The sequence below is a fragment of the Pseudomonas sp. genome, assembly GCF_033723075.1.
Lineage (GTDB): Bacteria > Pseudomonadota > Gammaproteobacteria > Pseudomonadales > Pseudomonadaceae > Aquipseudomonas.
On record NZ_JAWVXU010000014.1, the window covers coordinates 38834 to 58077 of the forward strand.

Below are 19244 nucleotides of genomic sequence, written 5' to 3' on the forward strand. Positions count from 1 at the left end.
CCATGGATGGGGGATGTAGGAAAAATGCCGGGAGCATTTTCGAGAGCGGGAGCCGCCTGCCGGAGGGAGAAGGGCATAAGGAGGGCGTCGCTGGGCGACTTTCACGTTAAGAAGCGGCAAAAATCGCCGTTTCCTGTGGCTTTGCCGGGGCTTGTTGCAGTCCAATGCTGGACGGGCGTTGCGGCGCCCGCGGTTTTCCCGGCCCTGCACGGCCCTCATGCCAGGTACATGGACGATGACCCCACACTCGCAATTCACCCTGCTCGGCACAAGGCGCTTCCTGCCGTTCTTCCTCACGCAGCTGCTCGGCGCCTTCAACGACAACATCTTCAAGCAGTCGCTGATCCTCGCCATCCTCTACAAGCTCAGCTCCGGGGCGGACGGCAGCCTGCTGGTCAATCTCTGCGCGCTGCTGTTCATCCTGCCGTTCTTCCTGTTTTCCGCGCTCGGCGGGCAGTTCGGCGAGAAGTTCGCCAAGGACCGCCTGATCCGCACGATCAAGTTCGCCGAGATCCTGATCATGCTTGCCGGCGCCGCCGGGGTGCTGCTGAATAATCTGCCGCTGATGCTCGCCGTGCTGTTCTGCATGGGCACCCAGTCGGCGCTGTTCGGTCCGGTCAAGTATTCGATCCTGCCGCAGCACCTGCGCGAGGAGGAATTGGTCGGCGGCAACGCCCTGGTGGAGATGGGCACCTTCCTGGCGATTCTCGCCGGCACCATCGGCGCCGGTATCATGATGGCCAGCAGCGGCTACGCCAGCCTGGTTGCCGGCACCGTGGTGACGGTGGCGGTGCTCGGCTACCTGGCCAGTCGCAGCATTCCCCGTGCCCATGCGGCGCTGCCGGAGCTGGTGCTGGACTGGAATATCTTTCGTCAGTCGTGGCGGATCATGCGCCTGGGCCTGGTCGAGCAGCGGCCTGCGGTCTCGCGCTCGCTGGTCGGCAACTCCTGGTTCTGGTTTCTCGGTGCGGTCTACCTGACGCAGATTCCGGCCTATGCCAAACAGTGGCTGTACGGCGACGAAAGCGTGGTGACCCTGATTCTCGCGGTGTTCTCGGTGGGCATCGCGCTGGGTTCGATGCTCTGCGAGCGGATGAGCGGGCACAAGGTGGAGATCGGCCTGGTGCCCTTCGGCTCGATCGGCCTGACCCTGTTCGGCGTGCTGCTCTGGTGGCACTCGGGCGGTTTTCCGCAGGACGCGCAGGCCCACGACTGGCTGGCGGTGCTCAGCCACGGCCAGGCCTGGTGGATCCTGTCCTCGATCCTCGGCATCGGCCTGTTCGGCGGCTTCTACATAGTGCCGCTGTACGCCCTGATCCAGTCGCGCACCGCCGAACACGAGCGGGCGCGGGTGATCGCCGCCAACAACATCCTCAACGCGCTGTTCATGGTGGTCTCGGCGATCGCCTCGATCCTCTTCCTCAGCGTCGCCGAACTGTCGATTCCGCAGCTGTTTCTGGTCATCTCGCTGATGAACGTCGCGGTCAACAGCTACATCTTCAAGCTGGTGCCGGAATTCAGCATGCGCTTCCTGATCTGGCTGCTCGGCCACTCGCTGTACCGGGTCGAGCACCAGGGGCTGGATGCCATCCCCGAGGAAGGCCCGGCGGTGCTGGTATGCAACCACGTGTCCTTCGTCGATGCCCTGCTGGTCGGCGGCGCGGTGCGCCGGCCGGTGCGCTTCGTCATGTACTACAAGATCTACAACCTGCCGGTACTCAACTTCATCTTCCGCACCGCCGGCACTGTACCGATCGCCGGGCGCAACGAGGACCTGCTGATCTACGACGCGGCGTTCAAGAAAATCGCCGAATACCTGCGCAATGGCGAGCTGGTGTGCATCTTTCCCGAGGGCAAGTTGACCGGCGATGGCGAGATCAACGAGTTCAAGAGCGGTATCGAACGCATCCTCGCGGAAAACCCGGTGCCGGTGATTCCCATGGCACTGCAAGGCCTGTGGGGCAGCTTCTTCAGCCGCGATCCACGCAAGCGCCTGTTCCGCCGTCTGTGGTCGCGGATCAAGCTGGTGGCCGGCGCGCCACTCGGTGCCGAACAGGCCGACCGGCAGCTGTTGCAGGCGCAGGTGGCGGCGCTACGCGGCGAGGTGCGCTGAGAGCCTGCGCGTATCAATGCGCTGCGCCGCCGGTCGTGCCTGCGGGCAAGCGCCTGGTCAGCAGTACGGCAAGCATGCTGATGGCGAGGGCGATGCCGATGCAGTGGAAGGCGTCGTTGTAGGCCATGATTGCCGCCTGCTGATGGGTGATCTCGCTGAGTTTGGCCAGGGCAGCCTGCTCGCTGCCGAGTTTCTCGGTCAGTAGCGCGAGGCGCTCGGCGACCTGCGGGTTGCTCGGCACCAGGGCCTCGCGCAGGTAGTCGAAATAGACCTTGGCGCGGCTGTCGAGCAGGGTGGCGAGCAGGGCGATGCCGATGGCGCCGCCGAGGTTGCGCAGGATGTTGAACAGGCTCGAGGCCGAGCCGGCATCCTGCGGCAGCACGTAGGCGGTGGCGATCAGTGAGATGGTGACCATGACCAGCGGCTGGCCGAGGGCGCGGATGATCTGGATATGCTTGAACTGCTCGCCGGCGAAGTCCGGGTTGAGTACGCCGGAGGCGAAGCTGGCGGCGCCGAACAGGCCGAAACCCAGGGCGCAGAGCAGCTTCGGCGACACCGCCTTCATCAGCAGTGGCACCAGGGGAATCAGAAACAGCTGCGGAATGCCCATCCACATGATCACCTCGCCGATCTGCAGGGCGTTGTAGCCCTGGGTCTGCGCCAGGTACAGCGGCAGCACATAGATAGAACCGTACAGGCCCATGCCCAGGCCGACGCTGGAAATGCTCGACAGGCCGAAGTTGCGCTCGCGCAGCACGCCGAGGTTGATCAGTGGGTTCGGCCTCGACACCTGCAGGATGATGAACAGCACCAGGCTGATCGCCGCGATGCTGCCGAGTCCGGCGATCAGGCTGGATTCCAGCCAGTCCTTGCGATGACCTTCCTCGAGAAACACCTGCAGGCAACCCAGGCCCAGGCCGAGGGTGAGAATGCCGGCATAGTCGCTGGTTTTCAGCAGCTCCCAGTGCGGCGCTTTTCTTTCCAGGCCGTAGAGCAGCCCGGCGATCATCAGCAGGCCGGGCAGCACGTTGATATAGAAGATGTATTTCCAGCCGAAGTTTTCCGTCAGCCAGCCGCCCAGGGTCGGCCCGATGGACGGGGCGAAGGTCGCTGTCAGGGCGAACAGGGCCATGCCCTTGGCGCGATGGTGTTCGGGCAGTTTGATCAGGATCAGGGTGAACGCCAGGGGGATCAGTGCGCCGCCGGTGAAACCCTGCAGGGCGCGGAACACGATCATGCTCTCCAGGCTCCAGGCCATCGAGCAGAGCAGCGAGGCCGCCAGGAACCCGGTCGACACCCAGACCGCCAGGCGTCGGGCGGAGAGCAGCTGGACCAGCCAGGCCGTCATCGGAATCATGATGATTTCGGCGACCAGGTAGGAGGTGGAGATCCACGAGCCTTCCTCCAGGGTGGCCGACAGCGCACCCTGGATATCCTTGAGCGAGGAGTTGGTGATCTGGATGTCCAGCACCGCCATGAAGGCGCCAAGCAGGGCGCTCATCACCGCGATCCAGTCGCGCCGGCTGGGTTCGCCGGTGGGGCGAATCAGCGCATCAGCCGCCATGCGGTTGGTCGGCCTGGATGTCGACCTTGACCTCTACCGACATGCCCGGACGAATCAGGCCCTTGAGCGGATTGTCCACGGCGAAGGTCAGCTTGATCGGGAAACGCTGGACCACCTTGGTGAAGTTGCCGGTGGCGTTGTCCGGTGGCAGCAGGCTGAACTGGGCGCCGGAGGCGGCGAACAGGCTGTCGACCCGGGCCGCGATGGGAGTGTCGGGGAAGCTGTCGAAGGTCAGTTCGGCACTTTGCCCAGGCCGCATGCGGCCGATCTGGGTCTCCTTGAAGTTAGCTTGAACCCAGATGTCCTGATCCGGAACCAGGGACAGCAAATAGGCGCCGGCGTGCACGTATTGGCCGTTGCGAGCGGCGCGCTGGCCGATAAAGCCGCTGATGGGGGCATGGATCTCGGTACGCGAGAGGTTCAGCTGTGCTTGGGCCAAGTCGGTGCGGGCGCTGGCGATCTGCGCTTCAAGCCGCTTGATCTCGGCGTGCAGGCTGTTGACCTGCTGGCGCTCGGCTTGTAGATCCGCCTGGGCTCTGCTCACCTGCGAGCGCGCGACGCGGCTGTCGGCAGCCAGGGTGGTCACCCGTTCTTCAGACACATAGCCGGGTTTGCGCAGGGCTTGCGCGCGTGACAGATCGATTTGCGTGCGCCCCAGGATGGCTTCGCTGGTCGCTACGCCAGCCTGGCTGGCGGCAATCAGGCTGGCCTGCCGGCGCAGTTTGCTCTGTGCCTGCAGCAGTTCGGCTGCGCGGGTGGCTAGGATGGCCTGGGCACGCTGCTGCGCCAGTTCGGCGTCGGCGCTTTCCAGTGTCAGCAACAACTCGCCCTGCTGCACATGCTGGTTGTCATCCACCAACACCTTGGCGATGCGCGCGCCAAGCTGGCTGGAGACTCGGGTGATTTCCCCCTGCACATAGGCGTTGTCGGTACTTTCGAGATAGCGCCCGATGAGCAGCCAGTGGGCGGAGAAGGCCGCAGCGATGAGGCCGAGTACGGCCAGGAAGATAAACAGACGACGTTGCAGCTGGGCAGGCATGGCAGGCGCTCGACGTTCGGGCAAGAGGGTGTTGGCAACAGTGCATCGGTGAATCTAACAGTGTTCCTTTGGAGTCTGCAGCGGTTAAAATTCATAAGCTTTGTTGCTTATAGGGAACAATAATGGGTCTTGATGATGCCCTGATCTTCACCCGCGTGGTCGAGTGCCACAGCTTCACCCTGGCTGCCCAGGGGCTGGGCATGCAGAAGTCCACGGTCAGTCGGCGGATTGCCTTGCTCGAGGAGCGCCTCGGTGTGCGTCTGCTCAATCGCACCACGCGCAAGTTGCGCCTGACCGAAGTCGGCCAGGCCTATTACGAGCGCTGTCGACAGATCATGCTCGACTTCGCCGAGGCCGAGCAGGCGGTGATGCAGTTGCAGTCGGAACCGTCCGGCTTGCTGCGCATCAGCGCGCCGATCGAGTTCGGCCAGCTGTTCCTCGGCCGGGTGCTGGGGGAGTTCATGCGCCAGTACCCGCAGATCACAGCGGAGGTCGAATTGACCTCGCGCAACGTCGATCCGGTCGAGGAGGGCGTGGACATCGTCATCCTGGTCGGCCAGCCGCAGGATTCCACGCTGATCGCGCGCAAGCTGTTCGAGACCGAGCGGCGGCTGTGCGCCAGCCCGGATTACCTGGCCCGGCATGGCACCCCGCGGATGGTCGCCGACCTGGCGTCGCACCGGGCGATCCTGCTGCCCCGCGACTCGTCGCGCTATTGGCCGCTGCTTGACGAGAGCATCGCCTGCCAGCGGGTGCTGGCGTGCAACAACATCACCTTCGCCCGCGAAGCGGCGCTGGCCGGCGCCGGGATCGCCGGGCTGCCGAGCATGATCTGCGAGCGCGCGATCCAGGGCGGGCGGCTGATCGAGCTGTTGCCCGGGGCGCGCCTGCCGGTCGGCGAGCTGTACGCGGTCTATCCTTCCCGGCGCTTCCAGGCGATGAAGGTGAAAACCTTTCTCGATTTCCTGATGGCCTGCCTGCCAGTCGAACAGGGGCGCCTGCTGGAGCCTACTGCGGCAGGCCTGTTAACATCGCCGCCTTAATCGGCTTTCGTTCCAATTCTTCGAGATATTCCATGACCACCGTCCGTACCCGTATCGCGCCGTCGCCCACCGGCGATCCGCATGTAGGCACTGCCTATATCGCCTTGTTCAACCTGTGCTTTGCCCGTCAGCACGGTGGCGAGTTCATTTTGCGTATCGAGGACACCGATCAGCTGCGCTCGACCCGCGAGTCGGAGCAACAGATTTATGATGCTCTGCGCTGGCTCGGTATCGAATGGAGCGAAGGCCCGGATGTCGGCGGCCCGCATGGCCCGTATCGGCAGAGCGAGCGTGGGCATATCTACCAGAAGTACAGCGCCGAGCTGGTGGACAAGGGCCACGCCTTCCACTGTTTCTGCAGTGCCGAGCGTCTGGACCAGGTTCGTGCCGAACAGATGGAAGCCAAGCAGACGCCGCGCTACGACGGCCACTGCATGCACCTGGCTGGCGATGAAGTGCAGCGGCGCCTGGCTGCCGGTGAGCCCAACGTGGTGCGCATGAAGGTGCCGAGCGAAGGCGTCTGCGTGGTGCCGGACATGCTCCGCGGCGAGGTCGAGATCCCCTGGGATCGCATGGACATGCAGGTGCTGATGAAGACCGATGGCCTGCCGACCTACTTCCTGGCCAACGTGGTCGACGATCACCTGATGGGCATCACCCATGTGCTGCGTGGCGAAGAGTGGTTGCCGTCGGCGCCCAAGCTGATCCTGCTCTATGAATACTTCGGCTGGGAACAGCCGCAGCTGTGCTACATGCCGCTGCTGCGTAACCCGGACAAGAGCAAGTTGTCCAAGCGCAAGAATCCGACCTCGATCACCTTCTACGAACGCATGGGCTTTTTGCCACAAGCGATGCTCAACTACCTCGGGCGCATGGGCTGGTCGATGCCGGACGAGCGCGAGAAGTTCAGCCTCGACGAAATGGTCGAGCATTTCGACATCCAGCGCGTGTCGCTGGGCGGGCCGATCTTCGATCTGGAGAAGCTGTCCTGGCTCAACGGCCAGTGGATGCGCGAGCTGACGGTCGAGGAGTTCGCCGCCGGTGCGCAGAAGTGGGCATTCAACTCCGATTACCTGATGCAGATCGCCCCGCACGTGCAGGGCAGGGTTGAAACCTTCAGTCAGATCGCGCCGCTGGCCAGCTTCTTCTTCGCTGGTGGGGTCAACCCCGACCCCAAGCTGTTCGAGCACAAGAAGCTGTCGCCCGATCAGGTGCGTCAGCTCATGCAGTTGATCCTGTGGAAGCTGGAGGCCTTGCGCCAGTGGGAAAAGGACAGGATCACCGGTTGTATCCAGGCGGTGGTCGAGCACCTGCAGTTGAAGCTGCGCGACGCCATGCCGCTGATGTTCGCGGCGGTGACCGGTCAGGCCAGCTCGGTATCGGTGCTCGATGCCATGCAGATACTCGGGCCGGACCTCACTCGTTTCCGCCTGCGTCAGGCCATCGAGCTGCTCGGTGGTGTGTCGAAAAAGGAAAACAAGGAGTGGGAAAAGCTGCTGGCGTCCATCGCCTGATCGCCTGTTATCCTGCTTGAGCGCCCAGGTGGCTGATCGGGATAGGGTAAGTGGTTGTTCTGTCAGCATAAAGAAAGCAGCTATAGGTGAAAATTTTGTTGACAGTAGCGGGGCGCCCTCTTAACATGCGCCCCGTCCTTGAGATGGGGCTATAGCTCAGCTGGGAGAGCGCTTGCATGGCATGCAAGAGGTCGACGGTTCGATCCCGTCTAGCTCCACCAATCTCAAAGCCGAAAGGCTTGCCACAGTCAGCTCTCGAGTTGGCTGAGTTTTGAAGGGTATTTGCGTCCCCTTCGTCTAGTGGCCTAGGACACCGCCCTTTCACGGCGGTAACAGGGGTTCGAGTCCCCTAGGGGACGCCACTATTTAAAAAGCAGTTCCGTTGGGTGCTGTGAGCCGCGAGGCGATAAATCTGGGGGTATAGCTCAGCTGGGAGAGCGCTTGCATGGCATGCAAGAGGTCAACGGTTCGATCCCGTTTATCTCCACCAATTTTGCAGCAGTAGTAACTGCCACGGGCCAGCGTAAAGCTGGCCTTGTTTTTCGAAGGTTTCGTCCCCTTCGTCTAGTGGCCTAGGACACCGCCCTTTCACGGCGGTAACAGGGGTTCGAGTCCCCTAGGGGACGCCATTTTTGCCCGCTCTGCGGGACTTTTAAGGGTCATTCTTTGCGGAATGGCCCTTTTGTTTTTCTGCTTCGCTTTCCTTTCCGATCAATCGGCCCGACCAGTGGTAAGGGATTCTGCTTGCCTAAATTTATTACGAGCATAATATTTCAATCGTAATATTTTGGAGGCAAGCATGAACGACAAGAAAGCTCAAACCCGTGAACGCATTCTTTCTGCGGCAAGTGCCGCGTTGGTGCAGCGCGGTCCCGCCGAGCCGAGTGTCGGGGAGGTGATGGGGGCCGCCGGGCTGACTGTGGGTGGCTTCTATGCGCACTTCGAGAGCAAGGATGCGCTGATGCTGGAGGCGTTCAGGCAGTTGCTCGGCCAGCGCCGCGAATTGATCAAGCAGATGGACAACGACTTGCCGGCCGACGAGAGGCGGGCGCTGCTGGCGGCGTTCTACCTGTCGCGCAAGCACCGCGATGCCAGCGAGCAGGCCTGCCCGCTGCCAAGCTCGCTGGGCGAGCTGACGCGCCTGCCCGAGGGCTTTCGCACGGCCTTGGCCGAACATCTGGAACTGATGGTGGCGCAGTTGTCGGCAAGCCCCGAGGACGCTTCCCGGGCGCTCGCCGATATCGCCTTGATGGTGGGGGGGCTGGCGCTGGCGCGGGCGCTGGGCCCTGGCGAGTTGTCCGACCGCGTTCTGCGTGCCGCCAAGTCGGCGATCGTTTGAGGAGAGAGGCAATGAACAACATGAACTGGGTGCGTGGATTCAATGCCACCGTTGGCTGGGTGGCGCCGCAGGCAGTGGCAAGCAAGCTGCGACGTGAGTTCATGACGCCGCGCGATTTGCCGCCGCGCGATTGGGAGTTGCCGCTACTGGCTCGGGCCGAGCGTATCACCCTGCGTTTCGGGCTGTCGGCATTGCGTTGGGGCAGCGGTCCGACGGTGCTGTTGATGCATGGTTGGGAAGGCCGGCCGACCCAGTTCGCCGAGCTGATCAAAGTACTGGTGCAGGCCGGTTACGGTGTGGTCGCCCTGGATGCTCCTGCTCACGGACGCTCGCCGGGGCGGGAGGCCAATGTGGTAGTGTTCGCCCGTGCCCTGCTCGAGGCAGCGAGTGAGTTGCCGCCACTGCAAGCGGTGATCGGTCACTCGATGGGCGGCGCCAGTGCCTTACTGGCGACGCAGATGGGCTTGCGTGCCGGGGCCGTGGTCAGTATTGCGGCACCGAGCCGGATCCTCACCATGCTGCGGCTTTTCGCCCGCTATATGGGCTTGCCTGCCCAGGCGCGGGCGCATTTCGTCCGTCTGGTCGAGGAAAAGGCTGGCATGCCGGCCGCGCATCTCGATGTGGCGTGCTACCAGCTGGATTTCCCGGGTTTGATCGTGCACGCCGCCGATGACCCTGTTGTGCCCTATAGCGAGGCGCAGGCGATCCATGAGGCCTGGTTCGATAGCCGCTTGTTGCGTCTCGAACAGGGCGGGCACCAGCGGCTGTTGTCTGACCCGCAGCTGGTGCAGGCGGTTATGCAGCTATTGGCTGCGCTGCGTCAGGCCTCGTCAAGCGAGCTGGCCTCGTAGCTTTCCACCCGATTGCGGCCGGCCGCCTTGGCACGATAGAGAGCCTGGTCGGCGTGTTGTAGCAGCTGTTCGCTGTCTGCACTGTCGGGTAACCCGGCGCACACCCCGATGCTGATGGTCAGGCCGATGGTCTGGCCTTGATAGGTGCAAGGGTGGCGGGCCAGGTCGGCGCGCAGTTGTTCCGCCAGGTCATGGGCGCCGGCCAGATCGGTATCGTTGAGTACGGCGACGAACTCTTCGCCGCCGAAGCGGGCGAGCAGGTCGCCGGCGCGCAAGCGTTGTTGCAGACGTTGGGCGGCGTGGTGCAGGCAGGCATCGCCGGCCAGGTGGCCATAGTGGTCGTTGACCTGCTTGAAGTGGTCGAGGTCCATCATCAGGATGGCCATGGGGCGCTGGCTGCGCACGGCCTGGGCCAGGCTGCGATGCAATTCTTCGTTGAGGGTATGGCGGTTGAACAGGCCGGTCAGGCTATCCCGGCGATTCAGCTCGGAGAGTTGCTGGTTGGCGCCGGACAGCGCCTTCAGGGCTTGTTCCAGTGCCGCTGTGCGTTCCTTGACGCGGATCTCCAGGCCCTCGTTGAGCTGTCGTTGCAGGCTCAGGCCTTTGGCCTGCTCCACTCTCAGCTGTTGCTCCTGGGTGAGCAGTTGCGCCTGGGTCAGGCGTTGGGCGTTCTGCGCCTGGCGGATGCGCACTGCCAGGGCGATGGAGAAAACCACCAGCTCGATCAGTCCGCCGATCTGTTGCGCGTGCAGGGTCAGCAGCGAGTTGGCGATCAAGCCAGTGCCGCTGAGGATGCTGAACAGACTGGCGGTGATCAGCACGAACCAGCCGATGGCGAACAGGCGGGCGGGTTTATAGCCCTCGCGCCAGCGCAGCAGGGTGAACAGGCAGGCGAGTGCGGCGCAGACGATGACCAGGGCGAAACTGCCGAACAGTGCGACCTGATAGGGCGCGAACAAGGACAGGCCGATGACCAGCCAGGTGCCGCCCAGCAGTACGCGCACTATCTGTGTGTAGCGCGGCGATGCATTCTTGAGGTCGAGCACGCCATAGGCGAACAGGATGCCGAACAGGGTGGCCACTGCCGAGCTGAGCGGGAAACTCAGTTGGTGCCAGTCCAGCGATTGCGACCAGAGCCATTGCAGGGCGAAGCCGAGCTGGATGAACTGATAGCCGCCGAAACTGGCGACGAACAGGCTGTACCAGAGGTAGTCGCGGTCGCGGGTGATGACGAAGATCGACAGGTTGTAGACGAACATCGCCGCCAGCGCGCCGAAGAACAGGCCCTGCAGGAGCAGCATGAGTTGTTCATGATGGTTGAAGGTTGCGCTGGTCATCAGGCTGGCGCTGAGGTTGGCCGAACCTTCGGTCTGCATGCGCAGGATCAGTTCGCGGCTTTCCCCGGCGGCCAGGTGCAGCGGTAGCAGCAGTTGCCGGTGTTCGATCCAGCGCGCCGCGAACGGGCGCTGATCGCCAGCGCTGTAGACCCGTTCGCCATCCAGGCCATAGGCATCCAGATAGTCGAGCAGCGGGTTACCGATCAGCAGAACCCAGTCCATGCTGCGGGATTCGGGGTTATGCAGTTGCAGGCGCAGCCAGTAGGCGCTGCCGTTGTAGCCGAAGCTGGCATCGCGGCGGCCAACCGGCTGCCAGGCCGAGTCGGGCAGGCGGCGTACATCGTCTATTTCTGCCTGCTTTGCTGGATCTTGCCAGACCTGCAAGAAGGGGCCGGGCAGCACCGGTTGCTCCGTCGCGGGCAGCGATAGGACATCTGCCAGGCTCAGGCTGGGCAGGAGCACTATCAACAAGAGCAGGCGTAAGACAACAACCAAGTGCGAGATTCTCAGCTAAGTGGGGGGCTGCGTAGGAGGCCGATCATCAGGACACCTGATGCAGTCCATAGCCCGGGGTCTGTCGCCGTTTCGGCACGGTCGCGACGAAACGGTAACAGAGCCTAGAAGCTTTTGGCCATTATCCATAATCTTTCCATCTGCTGTCTGATTCGGGCAGCAGTTCGTCCATCCCCGCTCGCCGAGCAGCAATTGACGCCCGTGGCATGGAGTTGTCGAGCCTTTAGCGCCTAAAATGCGGCATCGGCCAGCGCAACGGTAGGCCATATGAAGATTTAGGAGCAAAGCCCATGAGTCTGAGGATGGAGAGGGGCGTGCCACAGAGGCGTCCGGTGGCTGTCAGTATCCTGGAATGCGTGCCCGCCAGCGCGCTGACCTGCAGCCTGGAGTCACGGGGATGAGCTGGGATCTGGCTGATCCGTTCGTGATCGACATCAGCGTGGTTGCCGACGACATCGACGGCCTCGGTCACGCCAATAATGCCGTCTATGTCAGTTGGCTGGAGCGCTGCGCCTGGCGTCATTCCCAGTACCTGGGCCTCGATCTGGTCGAATACCGCCGGCTCGACCGGGCCATGGCGGTGCTGCGCCACGAGATCGACTACCTGGCCAGTGCTTATGAAGACCAGCAGTTGCAGATGGCCACCTGGATCGTCGAGTCGGATCAGCGCTTGAAGATGGACCGGCGCTTTCAGCTGGTGCGTCCAGCGGATGGCATCACCTTGTTGCGAGCCAAGACCACCTTCGTCTGCATCGAACTGTCCAGCGGCAAGCCCAAGCGTATGCCGGTCGAGTTCGTCGAGGGTTACGGCCGTGCGTTGCGGTTGCCCTTTCCCCTGGAGCTTTGACTCGCGCCGTTATTACAGTTGCGGGGCCAGGAACAGTGCGTTGTTGTCGAGCATTACCAGGTACTGTCGGGTTTCCCCGGGTTCGAGCAAAACCGACTGGCCGCTGGCCAGGCCGGCTGCATCGCAACTGTCCGCTGATTTCAGTCGTGCCCTGAGATAGAGCGTGCCAGCCGGCACATCCAGGCTCACCGACTTGCCGGCTGGCAGTTGTGCCACCGGCTTGTTTTCCACGAGCAGTTCGACCGCACAAGTGTTCGGCACCTTGCGGTCGCGTCCGATCACCAGTTGGGCCATGTGTTCGGGCGCGGGGCGCAGTTCGGATTCGCCGTTTTTCCGTGATTCTGCCTGGCTCAGGCCGAGGCCGAAGTACAGACTGGTGAGCAGTATCAGGATGCGCATGTTCGTCCTCCATGGCGTCGTAGTGTCCTCGATGTGGACTCCCAGATGGCGATGGCGTTCCATTTCGTTCGCCTCGCGTGCGCTGCAGGGCATTTCATCCAGGGCCATGCGCCGCGTACACTACGCGGCGTTTTTTCGAGATTTTCACTATGCAGATCGCCCTTGCACCGATGGAAGGATTGGTCGACGAGATCCTCCGCGATGTGCTGACCCAGGTCGGCGGCATCGACTGGTGCGTGACCGAATTTATCCGGGTCACCGAGCGGGTGCTGCCGACCTCGACCTACCAGAAGCTGGCGCCGGAACTGTTCAGCGCTGCGCAAACGGCGGCTGGCACGCCATTGCGCGTGCAGTTTCTCGGCTCCGATCCGCAGTGCCTGGCGGATAACGCCGCCTTTGCCTGCGGCCTCGGTGCACCGGTGATTGACCTCAACTTCGGCTGCCCGGCGAAAACCGTGAACAAGTCCCGTGGCGGCGCGGTGTTATTGAAAGAGCCGGAACTGCTTCATGCCATCGTCCGCGAGGTGCGCCGCACGGTGCCGGCCGGGATTGCGGTAACGGCCAAGATGCGCCTGGGTTTCGAGCATAAGGACTACGCCCTGGACTGTGCCCGGGCCCTGGCCGAAGGCGGGGCCGCGCAGCTGGTGGTGCACGCGCGGACCAAGGTCGAGGGCTACAAGCCGCCGGCTCATTGGGAGTGGGTGGCGCGGGTGCAGGAGGCGGTCAAGGTGCCGGTGTTCGCCAATGGCGAGGTGTGGACGCTGGACGACTGGCGGCGCTGCCGCGAAATCAGCGGCGTCGAAGACGTCATGCTCGGCCGCGGCCTGGTGGCGCGGCCGGACCTGGCCCGGCAGATCGCCGCGGCGCGGGTCGGGCAGACCGTGGTCGAAATGGACTGGGCGGCGCTGCAACCCTTGCTCGCCGACTTCTGGCTGCAGGCCAGGCGCAAGATGTCCCCGCGCTATGCTCCGGGGCGCTTGAAGCAATGGCTGGCGATGCTCACCCGCAGCTATCCCGAGGCCTTCGCGTTGTTCAATCTGCTGCGCCGGGAGAACGATTGCAGTCGGATCGATGCCTTGCTCGGCATTGATTTGCCCCTGAGCAAGCGCCAGGAACAACTGGCCATCGCCTGAGAGCAAGGCTTTTTGTAGGTGCCAGGCGGTGTACTCAGCGTCCGCCACTGACATCCAGCAGTGCGCCGCTGGTGTAGGACGCCTGGTCGCTGGCCAGCCAGAGAATCGCCTGGGCGACTTCCTCGGCCAGACCACCGCGGCCCATGGGTACGCTCTGGCTGACCCGGGCGACCCGTGCCGGCTCGCCGCCGCTGGCGTGGATCTCGGTGTCGATGACCCCGGGGCGCACGGCATTGACGCGGATGCCTTCGCCGGCGACTTCCTTGGCCAGGCCCAGGGTCAGGCTGTCGATGGCGCCCTTGGCGGCTGCATAGTCGATGTATTCGCCGGGCGCGCCGAGGCGGGCGGCCACCGACGACAGGTTGACGATGGCGCCACCGCTGCCGCCATGGCGGGTCGACATGCGTTTGACCGCCTCGCGGGCGCAGAGAAAGCTGCCGAATACGTTGACGGCGAAGATCCGCTGCCAGCGGTTGAGGTCCATCTGTTCCAGACGCATCTGCTGTTCCAGGATGCCGGCGTTGTTGACCAGCACGTCGAGGCGGCCGAAGTGCTGGTCGAGGCTGGCGAACAGTCGCAGTACCTGGGCTTCATCGGCTACGTCGGCCTGCACGGCGATGGCCTGTCCGCCAGCCTCGACGATCTGCTCTGCCAAAGCCTCGGCGGCGTGGCTGTGCTGACGGTAATTGAGGCATATGGCATAGCCCTGGGTCGCTGCCAGCCTGGCGGTGGCAGCGCCGATGCCGCGGCTGGCACCGGTTATCAGCATGACTTTACGCATTGGGCGGGTCTCCGGGACGGTCAGGGCGCGGCTGGCGTCGTGGTGTGGGTGTTTTGCTGCGCGGCCCTTCAGGACGTCGCCGGGCGCTGCCGGGTGTGCGCCAGCAGTGCGCGGAACTCGGGCAGTGGCAGCGGCTTGCTGAACAGGTAGCCCTGGTACAGGTGGCAGCCTTGTTGCTGGAGAAAATCCAGCTGTTCTGGTTGTTCGACCCCTTCGGCTATGATCGCCAGGCCAAGGCTGCGCGCCATGGCGACGATGGCGCGGATGATCTCCGCATCGTTGGCATCATTGGGGGCGTCGCGGACGAAGGATTGGTCGATCTTCAGCAGGTCCACCGGCAGGCGTTTGAGGTAGGTCAGCGAGGAATAGCCGGTACCGAAATCGTCCATGGCGAAGCTGACACCGAGCTTCTTCAGGCGATTCATCTTGGCGATGGTGTCCTCGATGTTCTGGATGACGATGCCTTCGGTGATTTCCAGCTTGAGCATGGGTTTGGGCAAGTTGCTGCTGCGCAGGCTGCTTTCCACCCGCTCGACAAAGTCGTTGTGGCGGAACTGGCGCGGGCTGATGTTGACGCACAGGCTGAAGTTCTGCGTATCGATCAACCCTTCGTCGAGCAGTTGCGCGCAGGCATGGCAGGATTCGGCGAGCACCCAGCCGCCGACTTCGAGGATCAATCCGCTCTCTTCCAGGACGTGGATAAACAGCGCCGGCGACTGCGGGCCCAGGGTTGGATGGAGCCAGCGCAACAGTACCTCGGCGCCGATGATCTGGCCGGAGCGGGCGTCGGCCTGGGCCTGGAAGTACAGTTCGAACTCGCCGCGTGCCAGGGCCAGGCGCAGGTCATTTTCCAGGCGTAAACGTTCGCTGGCGGCTTCCTGCATGGTCCGACGGAACAGCTGGACGGTATTGCGCCCGGAATCCTTGGCGCGATAGAGGGCAATGTCGGCGCGCTTCAGCAGGTCGGCCGGGGTGGCGCCGTGGTCGGGGATCAGGGCGATGCCGATGCTCGGCGTGACCTGCAGGCGATGGCCGTCGATGAGCATGGGTTCGGCCAGCAGCATGCGCAGTTTTTCGGCAACCATGCGGGCCTGGCGGGTGACGGCCGAGCGTTTGCCTTCGAGGCCGGAGAGCAGTATGACGAACTCGTCGCCGCCGAGGCGGGCGACCGTGTCTTCCTGGCGTACGCTGGCTTCCAGGCGGGCGGTGACCAGTTTGAGCACGGTATCGCCGATCGGGTGGCCGAGCGAGTCGTTGATGTGCTTGAAGTGGTCGAGGTCAAGAAACAGCAGGGCGCCGCGCAGGTCGTGGCGCTTGAGCAGGGCGATCTGCTGGGTCAGGCGGTCCATCAGCAGGGCGCGGTTGGGCAGGTTGGTCAGCGAGTCGTGGTAGGCCAGGTGCTGGATCTGCGCCTGCGCTTCCTTCAGCAGGCTGACGTCGCGGGCGGTCAGCAGCAGGCAGTCGAGGCCGTTGAGGTCGATCGGCTCGACCGAGACCTCCACCGTCTTGACACTGCCATCGCGGTGCTTGCCGAGCATCTCCCGATGTGTCACCCGGCCGTCGCGCAGGAGCATTTCGAGCATCTCCAGGCGCTGCCTGGGGTCGGCCCAGATATTCATTTCCAGGGCCGTGTGACCGATGACTTCCTCGGCATGATAGCCGGTGAGGCGGTAGAAGCCTTCGTTGACCTCGATATAGCGGGCCGTATCGCGTTCGGTGATGGTGATGGCGTCAGGGCTGGAGTGGAAGGCCTTGGCAAACTTTTCCTGGCTGGCCTTGAGCGCGGCCTCGGCTTGCAGGCGTTCGCCGACGTCGCGCAAGGTGGTGAGGATGCACAGCTGGCGGTCGACTCTGATGAAACGGCAGGACACCACGCAGGTCAGTTCATTGCCCGCCTTGGTGCGATAACGGGCCTGTTCGTTGTCCAGGCCCTGCTGCGCGGTGAGCTTGTCATACAGGCGCCGGCGTTCGTCGTGCTCGACCCAGAAGCCGAGTTCCGGGCCAGCGCGTCCGACGATTTCCTCTGGCGTCCAGCCGAAGGCCGCGCTGAAGCTGTCGTTGATCTCGACGAACACGCCGTCGCGAATGCGCGACACGCAGATGGGGTCGGGGCTGGCCTGGAACAGGGTGGCGAATTTCTCCTCCGAGGCGGCCAGGCGTTGTTCGCGCTGTACCCGTTCGCTGATGTCGATGAGGATGCCGGCCATGCGCAAGGGCTGGCCTTGTTCATCGCGGTAGAGCTTGGCGGTGCTTTCCAGGAAATGTACTTCGCCGTTGCCGTAGATCGCCCGGTAAGTGACTTGATAGTCCTGTTCGGCACCTTGCGTCAGGTCGTGGTAGGTCCGGCGCATGGTGCGCCGGTCGCCCAGCGGCACCTGGCTGAAAAATTGGTGAAAATCGCCATGAAAGGGCTCCTGGCTCAGGCCGTGCAGGGTTGAGGCGCGGGGCGAGGCGAACAGCATGTTGCTCGGAATGTGCCAGTCCCAGGTGCCCAGATCGGCAGATTCCAGGGCCAGGTTCAGGCGTTCCTGACTGTTCTTCAGGGCCTGTTCCTGGGCACGATGCTGAGTGATGTCACGTACCGTCAGAACCAGGCAGGTAGACCCGTCCAGCTCGATTTCTCCGCCGAACAACAGGTTGTTGCTGACGCTGCCGTCACGGCTGTACAGGCGCACTTCCAGCTCGTTCAGGTTGCCTTGGCGCAATGCATCGAGCATTCGCTGGCGGTCATCGGGGTCGGCCCAGATACCCAGTTCCAGCGAGGTAAGTCCCAGGGTTTCGCTGCTTTTCCAGCCGAATTGCCGTTCGAAAGCCGGGTTGACCTCGATAAAACGCCCGGTTTCCTTGTCGGTGATTACCACCGCATCGGGGGTGTGACGAAACGCCTGGGCGAATTTCTGCTCGCTGCTGCGCAATGCGGCTTCGACGCGCTTGCGTTCGCTGGTATCGAGGAAGGTGCAGAGTAGGAAGGCTTGCCCGTCCAGTTCGATGTATTGGCTGGACATCACGCCGTCGAGAATGCGGCCGTCGCGGGCACGCATCTGCACTTCCTGGGTCACCGGCTCGCGGCTGTCCGGCGCAGCACGGCGCAGATAGTCGCGCTGCTGGTCATGCACCCAGAGATCCAGTTCGAGGGTCGAGCGGCCGATGACCTCGGCTGCCGGCCAGCCGAAGGTGCTGGCGAAATGCTGGTTGGCCTCGGTGATCATGCTGTCGGCGAAACGCACCAGCAGGATCACGTCCGGGCTGAGCTGGAACAGATTGGCGAAGCGCTGCTCGGAGTTGCGCAGCGCCTGGGCGCGCTGCTGTTGGGCGCTGATGTCGCGGATAACGCCGAACATCTGCTGCTTGCCGCTGGCGTCGGTCTGCAGGCTGCCGCTGATTTCCAGCCAGTGCAGGCTGCCGTCCGGCCAGCGAATGCGATGCTGCAGGGCGTGGCTGCTCGGCACACCGTCGAGCACGGCCTGAAACATCTGCAGGACATCGCGGCGGTCTTCTTCCGGGATCAGTTCGATGTAGTCGACCCGGGTGCGCAAGGGGCGGGTCGGGTCCAGGCCGAATAATGCCTGGGCACCACGCGACCAATTGACCTGGCCGCTTGGCACATCCCAGTACCAGGCGCCCAGTTGAGCGCCGTTCAGCGCCGCCAGCAGGCGCGGGGCGTCGTTCCAGGTTTTCTCGAATACGGCTGGATCCAGGGCAGGGATGTGCGGCAGCGGTGGCCGATTGTCACTGGCGTTGGCCATTGGCGGCCTTTTGGTTATGGGGTGAGCTATGCCGGGGCATGAGATGACAGTGATGCAGGGTCATGTAAAGGGCCCTTTGTTATCGTTATGCGCCTCACGTTAGCCTTTGCGCAGGCGCCAGCGCAAGGCTGTCGCGTTGGCCATCGAGCAACTGCATGAAGGCACGCGCGGCATTCGACAGGGTGCGCTCGGTGTGTGAAATATAGCCGAGCTGCCGCGACAGCTGGATGCCGGGCAGCGGCAGGCGGGCGACCTGCTCGTCGAGCATGGTGCGTGGCAGTACGCTCCAGGCCAGGCCGATCGACACCATCATCTTGATGGTTTCCAGATAATTGGTGCTCATGGCGATGTTCGGCGTCAGCGCCTGGGCTTCGAACAGGCGCCGCACGATGTGGTGGGTAAAGGTATTGCCGCCGGGAAATACCGCCGGGTGACGGGCTACGTCGGCCAGGCTGATCACGCCACTGCGTGCCAGCGGATGCTCGGGCGCGGCGACAAAATCCAGCGGGTCGTCCCACACCGCTACCGCATGCACCGGTTCGCGGGTTTCCGGGGCCAGGGTGATCACTGCCAGCTCGGCGCGGCCATGCAGGACTTCTTCGTAGGCCACTTCGGAGTCGAGAAACTGGATGTCCAGCGCCACCTGTGGGTGTGCGCGGGTGAAGGCGCGCAGCAAGGGCGGCAAGCGATGCAGGCCTATGTGGTGGCTGGTAGCCAACGTCAGCCGTCCGCCGATCTCGCCGCTGAGGTTGTTCAGGGCGCGGCGGGTATCGTCCAGCACATTGAGAATCTGGTAAGCGCGCGGCAGCAGGGCGCGGCCGGCCTCGGTCAGGCTCACCTCACGACCCAGGCGGTCGAACAGGCGTACATTGAGTTGCTGTTCCAGGCTGGCAATGCGCTTGCTCACGGCCGGTTGGGTCAGGTGCAGGCGTTCGGCGGCCTCGGAGAAGCTGCCAAGCTCGGCGATGGCGATAAAGGCATTGAGGGTGGCGAGATCCATGGCAATAGCTCCCAGCGGTAAGCCA

General features: G+C 63.5%; 14 protein-coding genes and 4 tRNA genes. 11 read left to right on the forward strand and 7 right to left on the reverse strand.

Going from position 1 to position 19244, the window contains the following annotated elements:
* Positions 1-235 precede the first annotated feature (235 nt).
* Positions 236-2113 (forward strand): MFS transporter, encoded by a 1878-nt coding sequence (locus tag R3355_RS16725; RefSeq protein WP_318962194.1) that lies wholly within the window; start codon positions 236-238, stop codon positions 2111-2113.
* A gap of 13 nt (positions 2114-2126) precedes the next feature.
* On the opposite strand, the gene R3355_RS16730 is transcribed toward R3355_RS16725, so the two are convergent.
* Both R3355_RS16730 and R3355_RS16735 read right to left on the reverse strand, forming a co-directional pair.
* On the reverse strand, positions 2127-3617 hold the full coding sequence (locus tag R3355_RS16730; RefSeq protein ID WP_318962303.1) for an MDR family MFS transporter: 1491 nt from the start codon (positions 3615-3617) through the stop codon (positions 2127-2129).
* Between the two features lie 49 nt (positions 3618-3666).
* Complete coding sequence (locus R3355_RS16735; protein WP_318962195.1) at positions 3667-4716, reverse strand: HlyD family secretion protein; 1050 nt, start codon at positions 4714-4716, stop codon at positions 3667-3669.
* Between the two features lie 122 nt (positions 4717-4838).
* On the opposite strand from R3355_RS16735, the gene R3355_RS16740 reads away from it, so the two are divergent.
* The 8 genes from R3355_RS16740 to R3355_RS16775 all read left to right on the forward strand — a co-directional run bounded on the left by R3355_RS16740 (position 4839) and on the right by R3355_RS16775 (position 9463).
* Complete coding sequence (locus R3355_RS16740) at positions 4839-5759, forward strand: LysR family transcriptional regulator (RefSeq protein ID WP_318962196.1); 921 nt, start codon at positions 4839-4841, stop codon at positions 5757-5759.
* Between the two features lie 32 nt (positions 5760-5791).
* Positions 5792-7273 carry a glutamate--tRNA ligase gene (gltX, locus tag R3355_RS16745; protein WP_318962198.1) on the forward strand — a complete coding sequence of 494 codons (1482 nt, stop codon included), beginning with the start codon at positions 5792-5794 and terminating at the stop codon, positions 7271-7273.
* Positions 7274-7418: 145 nt separating this feature from the next.
* Positions 7419-7494 (forward strand) — tRNA-Ala (locus tag R3355_RS16750).
* Positions 7495-7559: 65 nt separating this feature from the next.
* Positions 7560-7635, forward strand: a tRNA-Glu gene (locus R3355_RS16755).
* Between the two features lie 52 nt (positions 7636-7687).
* Positions 7688-7763, forward strand: a tRNA-Ala gene (locus R3355_RS16760).
* Positions 7764-7826: 63 nt separating this feature from the next.
* A tRNA-Glu gene (locus R3355_RS16765) sits at positions 7827-7902 on the forward strand.
* A 170-nt stretch (positions 7903-8072) separates the two neighbouring features.
* Positions 8073-8612, forward strand: coding sequence for a TetR/AcrR family transcriptional regulator (locus R3355_RS16770; RefSeq protein ID WP_318962199.1), 540 nt, complete (start codon positions 8073-8075; stop codon positions 8610-8612).
* Between the two features lie 11 nt (positions 8613-8623).
* Positions 8624-9463 (forward strand): alpha/beta fold hydrolase, encoded by an 840-nt coding sequence (locus R3355_RS16775; RefSeq protein WP_318962200.1) that lies wholly within the window; start codon positions 8624-8626, stop codon positions 9461-9463.
* Here the strand turns inward: R3355_RS16775 and R3355_RS16780 are convergent.
* Positions 9433-11295, reverse strand: a complete 1863-nt coding sequence (locus R3355_RS16780) for a diguanylate cyclase (RefSeq protein WP_318962201.1) — start codon at positions 11293-11295, stop codon at positions 9433-9435. The two genes, R3355_RS16775 and R3355_RS16780, sit on opposite strands and share 31 nt — an antisense overlap.
* A 415-nt stretch (positions 11296-11710) precedes the next feature.
* Between R3355_RS16780 and R3355_RS16785 the strand changes: the two genes are divergently transcribed.
* Positions 11711-12160: a thioesterase family protein gene (locus R3355_RS16785; RefSeq protein ID WP_318951157.1), complete on the forward strand. Its 450-nt coding sequence runs from the start codon at positions 11711-11713 to the stop codon at positions 12158-12160.
* Positions 12161-12172: 12 nt separating this feature from the next.
* On the opposite strand, the gene R3355_RS16790 is transcribed toward R3355_RS16785, so the two are convergent.
* Positions 12173-12559: a hypothetical protein gene (locus R3355_RS16790; protein ID WP_318962202.1), complete on the reverse strand. Its 387-nt coding sequence runs from the start codon at positions 12557-12559 to the stop codon at positions 12173-12175.
* Positions 12560-12708: 149 nt separating this feature from the next.
* Here R3355_RS16790 and R3355_RS16795 point away from each other — a divergent pair, with 149 nt between their 5' ends.
* The gene (locus R3355_RS16795) at positions 12709-13692 is read left to right on the forward strand and encodes a tRNA-dihydrouridine synthase family protein (RefSeq protein WP_318962204.1); all 984 of its coding nucleotides are present in this window, start codon (positions 12709-12711) and stop codon (positions 13690-13692) included.
* A 34-nt stretch (positions 13693-13726) separates the two neighbouring features.
* Here R3355_RS16795 and R3355_RS16800 read toward each other — a convergent pair whose 3' ends face one another.
* The 3 genes from R3355_RS16800 to R3355_RS16810 form a co-directional block, all read right to left on the reverse strand.
* Complete coding sequence (locus tag R3355_RS16800) at positions 13727-14473, reverse strand: SDR family oxidoreductase (protein ID WP_318962205.1); 747 nt, start codon at positions 14471-14473, stop codon at positions 13727-13729.
* Between the two features lie 68 nt (positions 14474-14541).
* Positions 14542-18219 (reverse strand): PAS domain S-box protein, encoded by a 3678-nt coding sequence (locus R3355_RS16805; RefSeq protein WP_318962206.1) that lies wholly within the window; start codon positions 18217-18219, stop codon positions 14542-14544.
* 94 nt (positions 18220-18313) lie between these two features.
* Positions 18314-19219: a LysR family transcriptional regulator gene (locus tag R3355_RS16810; RefSeq protein ID WP_318962207.1), complete on the reverse strand. Its 906-nt coding sequence runs from the start codon at positions 19217-19219 to the stop codon at positions 18314-18316.
* Positions 19220-19244: the final 25 nt, after the last annotated feature.

Excerpts from the sequence above, each read along its gene's own strand:
- R3355_RS16725 (WP_318962194.1), top strand. The coding sequence starts at position 236 with ATGACCCCACACTCGCAATTCACCCTGCTCGGCACAAGGCGCTTCCTG.
- R3355_RS16735 (WP_318962195.1), bottom strand. The coding sequence starts at position 4,716 with ATGCCTGCCCAGCTGCAACGTCGTCTGTTTATCTTCCTGGCCGTACTC.
- R3355_RS16740 (WP_318962196.1), top strand. The coding sequence starts at position 4,839 with ATGGGTCTTGATGATGCCCTGATCTTCACCCGCGTGGTCGAGTGCCAC.
- gltX (WP_318962198.1), top strand. The coding sequence starts at position 5,792 with ATGACCACCGTCCGTACCCGTATCGCGCCGTCGCCCACCGGCGATCCG.
- R3355_RS16770 (WP_318962199.1), top strand. The coding sequence starts at position 8,073 with ATGAACGACAAGAAAGCTCAAACCCGTGAACGCATTCTTTCTGCGGCA.
- R3355_RS16775 (WP_318962200.1), top strand. The coding sequence starts at position 8,624 with ATGAACAACATGAACTGGGTGCGTGGATTCAATGCCACCGTTGGCTGG.
- R3355_RS16785 (WP_318951157.1), top strand. The coding sequence starts at position 11,711 with ATGAGCTGGGATCTGGCTGATCCGTTCGTGATCGACATCAGCGTGGTT.
- R3355_RS16790 (WP_318962202.1), bottom strand. The coding sequence starts at position 12,559 with ATGCGCATCCTGATACTGCTCACCAGTCTGTACTTCGGCCTCGGCCTG.
- R3355_RS16795 (WP_318962204.1), top strand. The coding sequence starts at position 12,709 with ATGCAGATCGCCCTTGCACCGATGGAAGGATTGGTCGACGAGATCCTC.
- R3355_RS16800 (WP_318962205.1), bottom strand. The coding sequence starts at position 14,473 with ATGCGTAAAGTCATGCTGATAACCGGTGCCAGCCGCGGCATCGGCGCT.
- R3355_RS16805 (WP_318962206.1), bottom strand. The coding sequence starts at position 18,219 with ATGGCCAACGCCAGTGACAATCGGCCACCGCTGCCGCACATCCCTGCC.
- R3355_RS16810 (WP_318962207.1), bottom strand. The coding sequence starts at position 19,219 with ATGGATCTCGCCACCCTCAATGCCTTTATCGCCATCGCCGAGCTTGGC.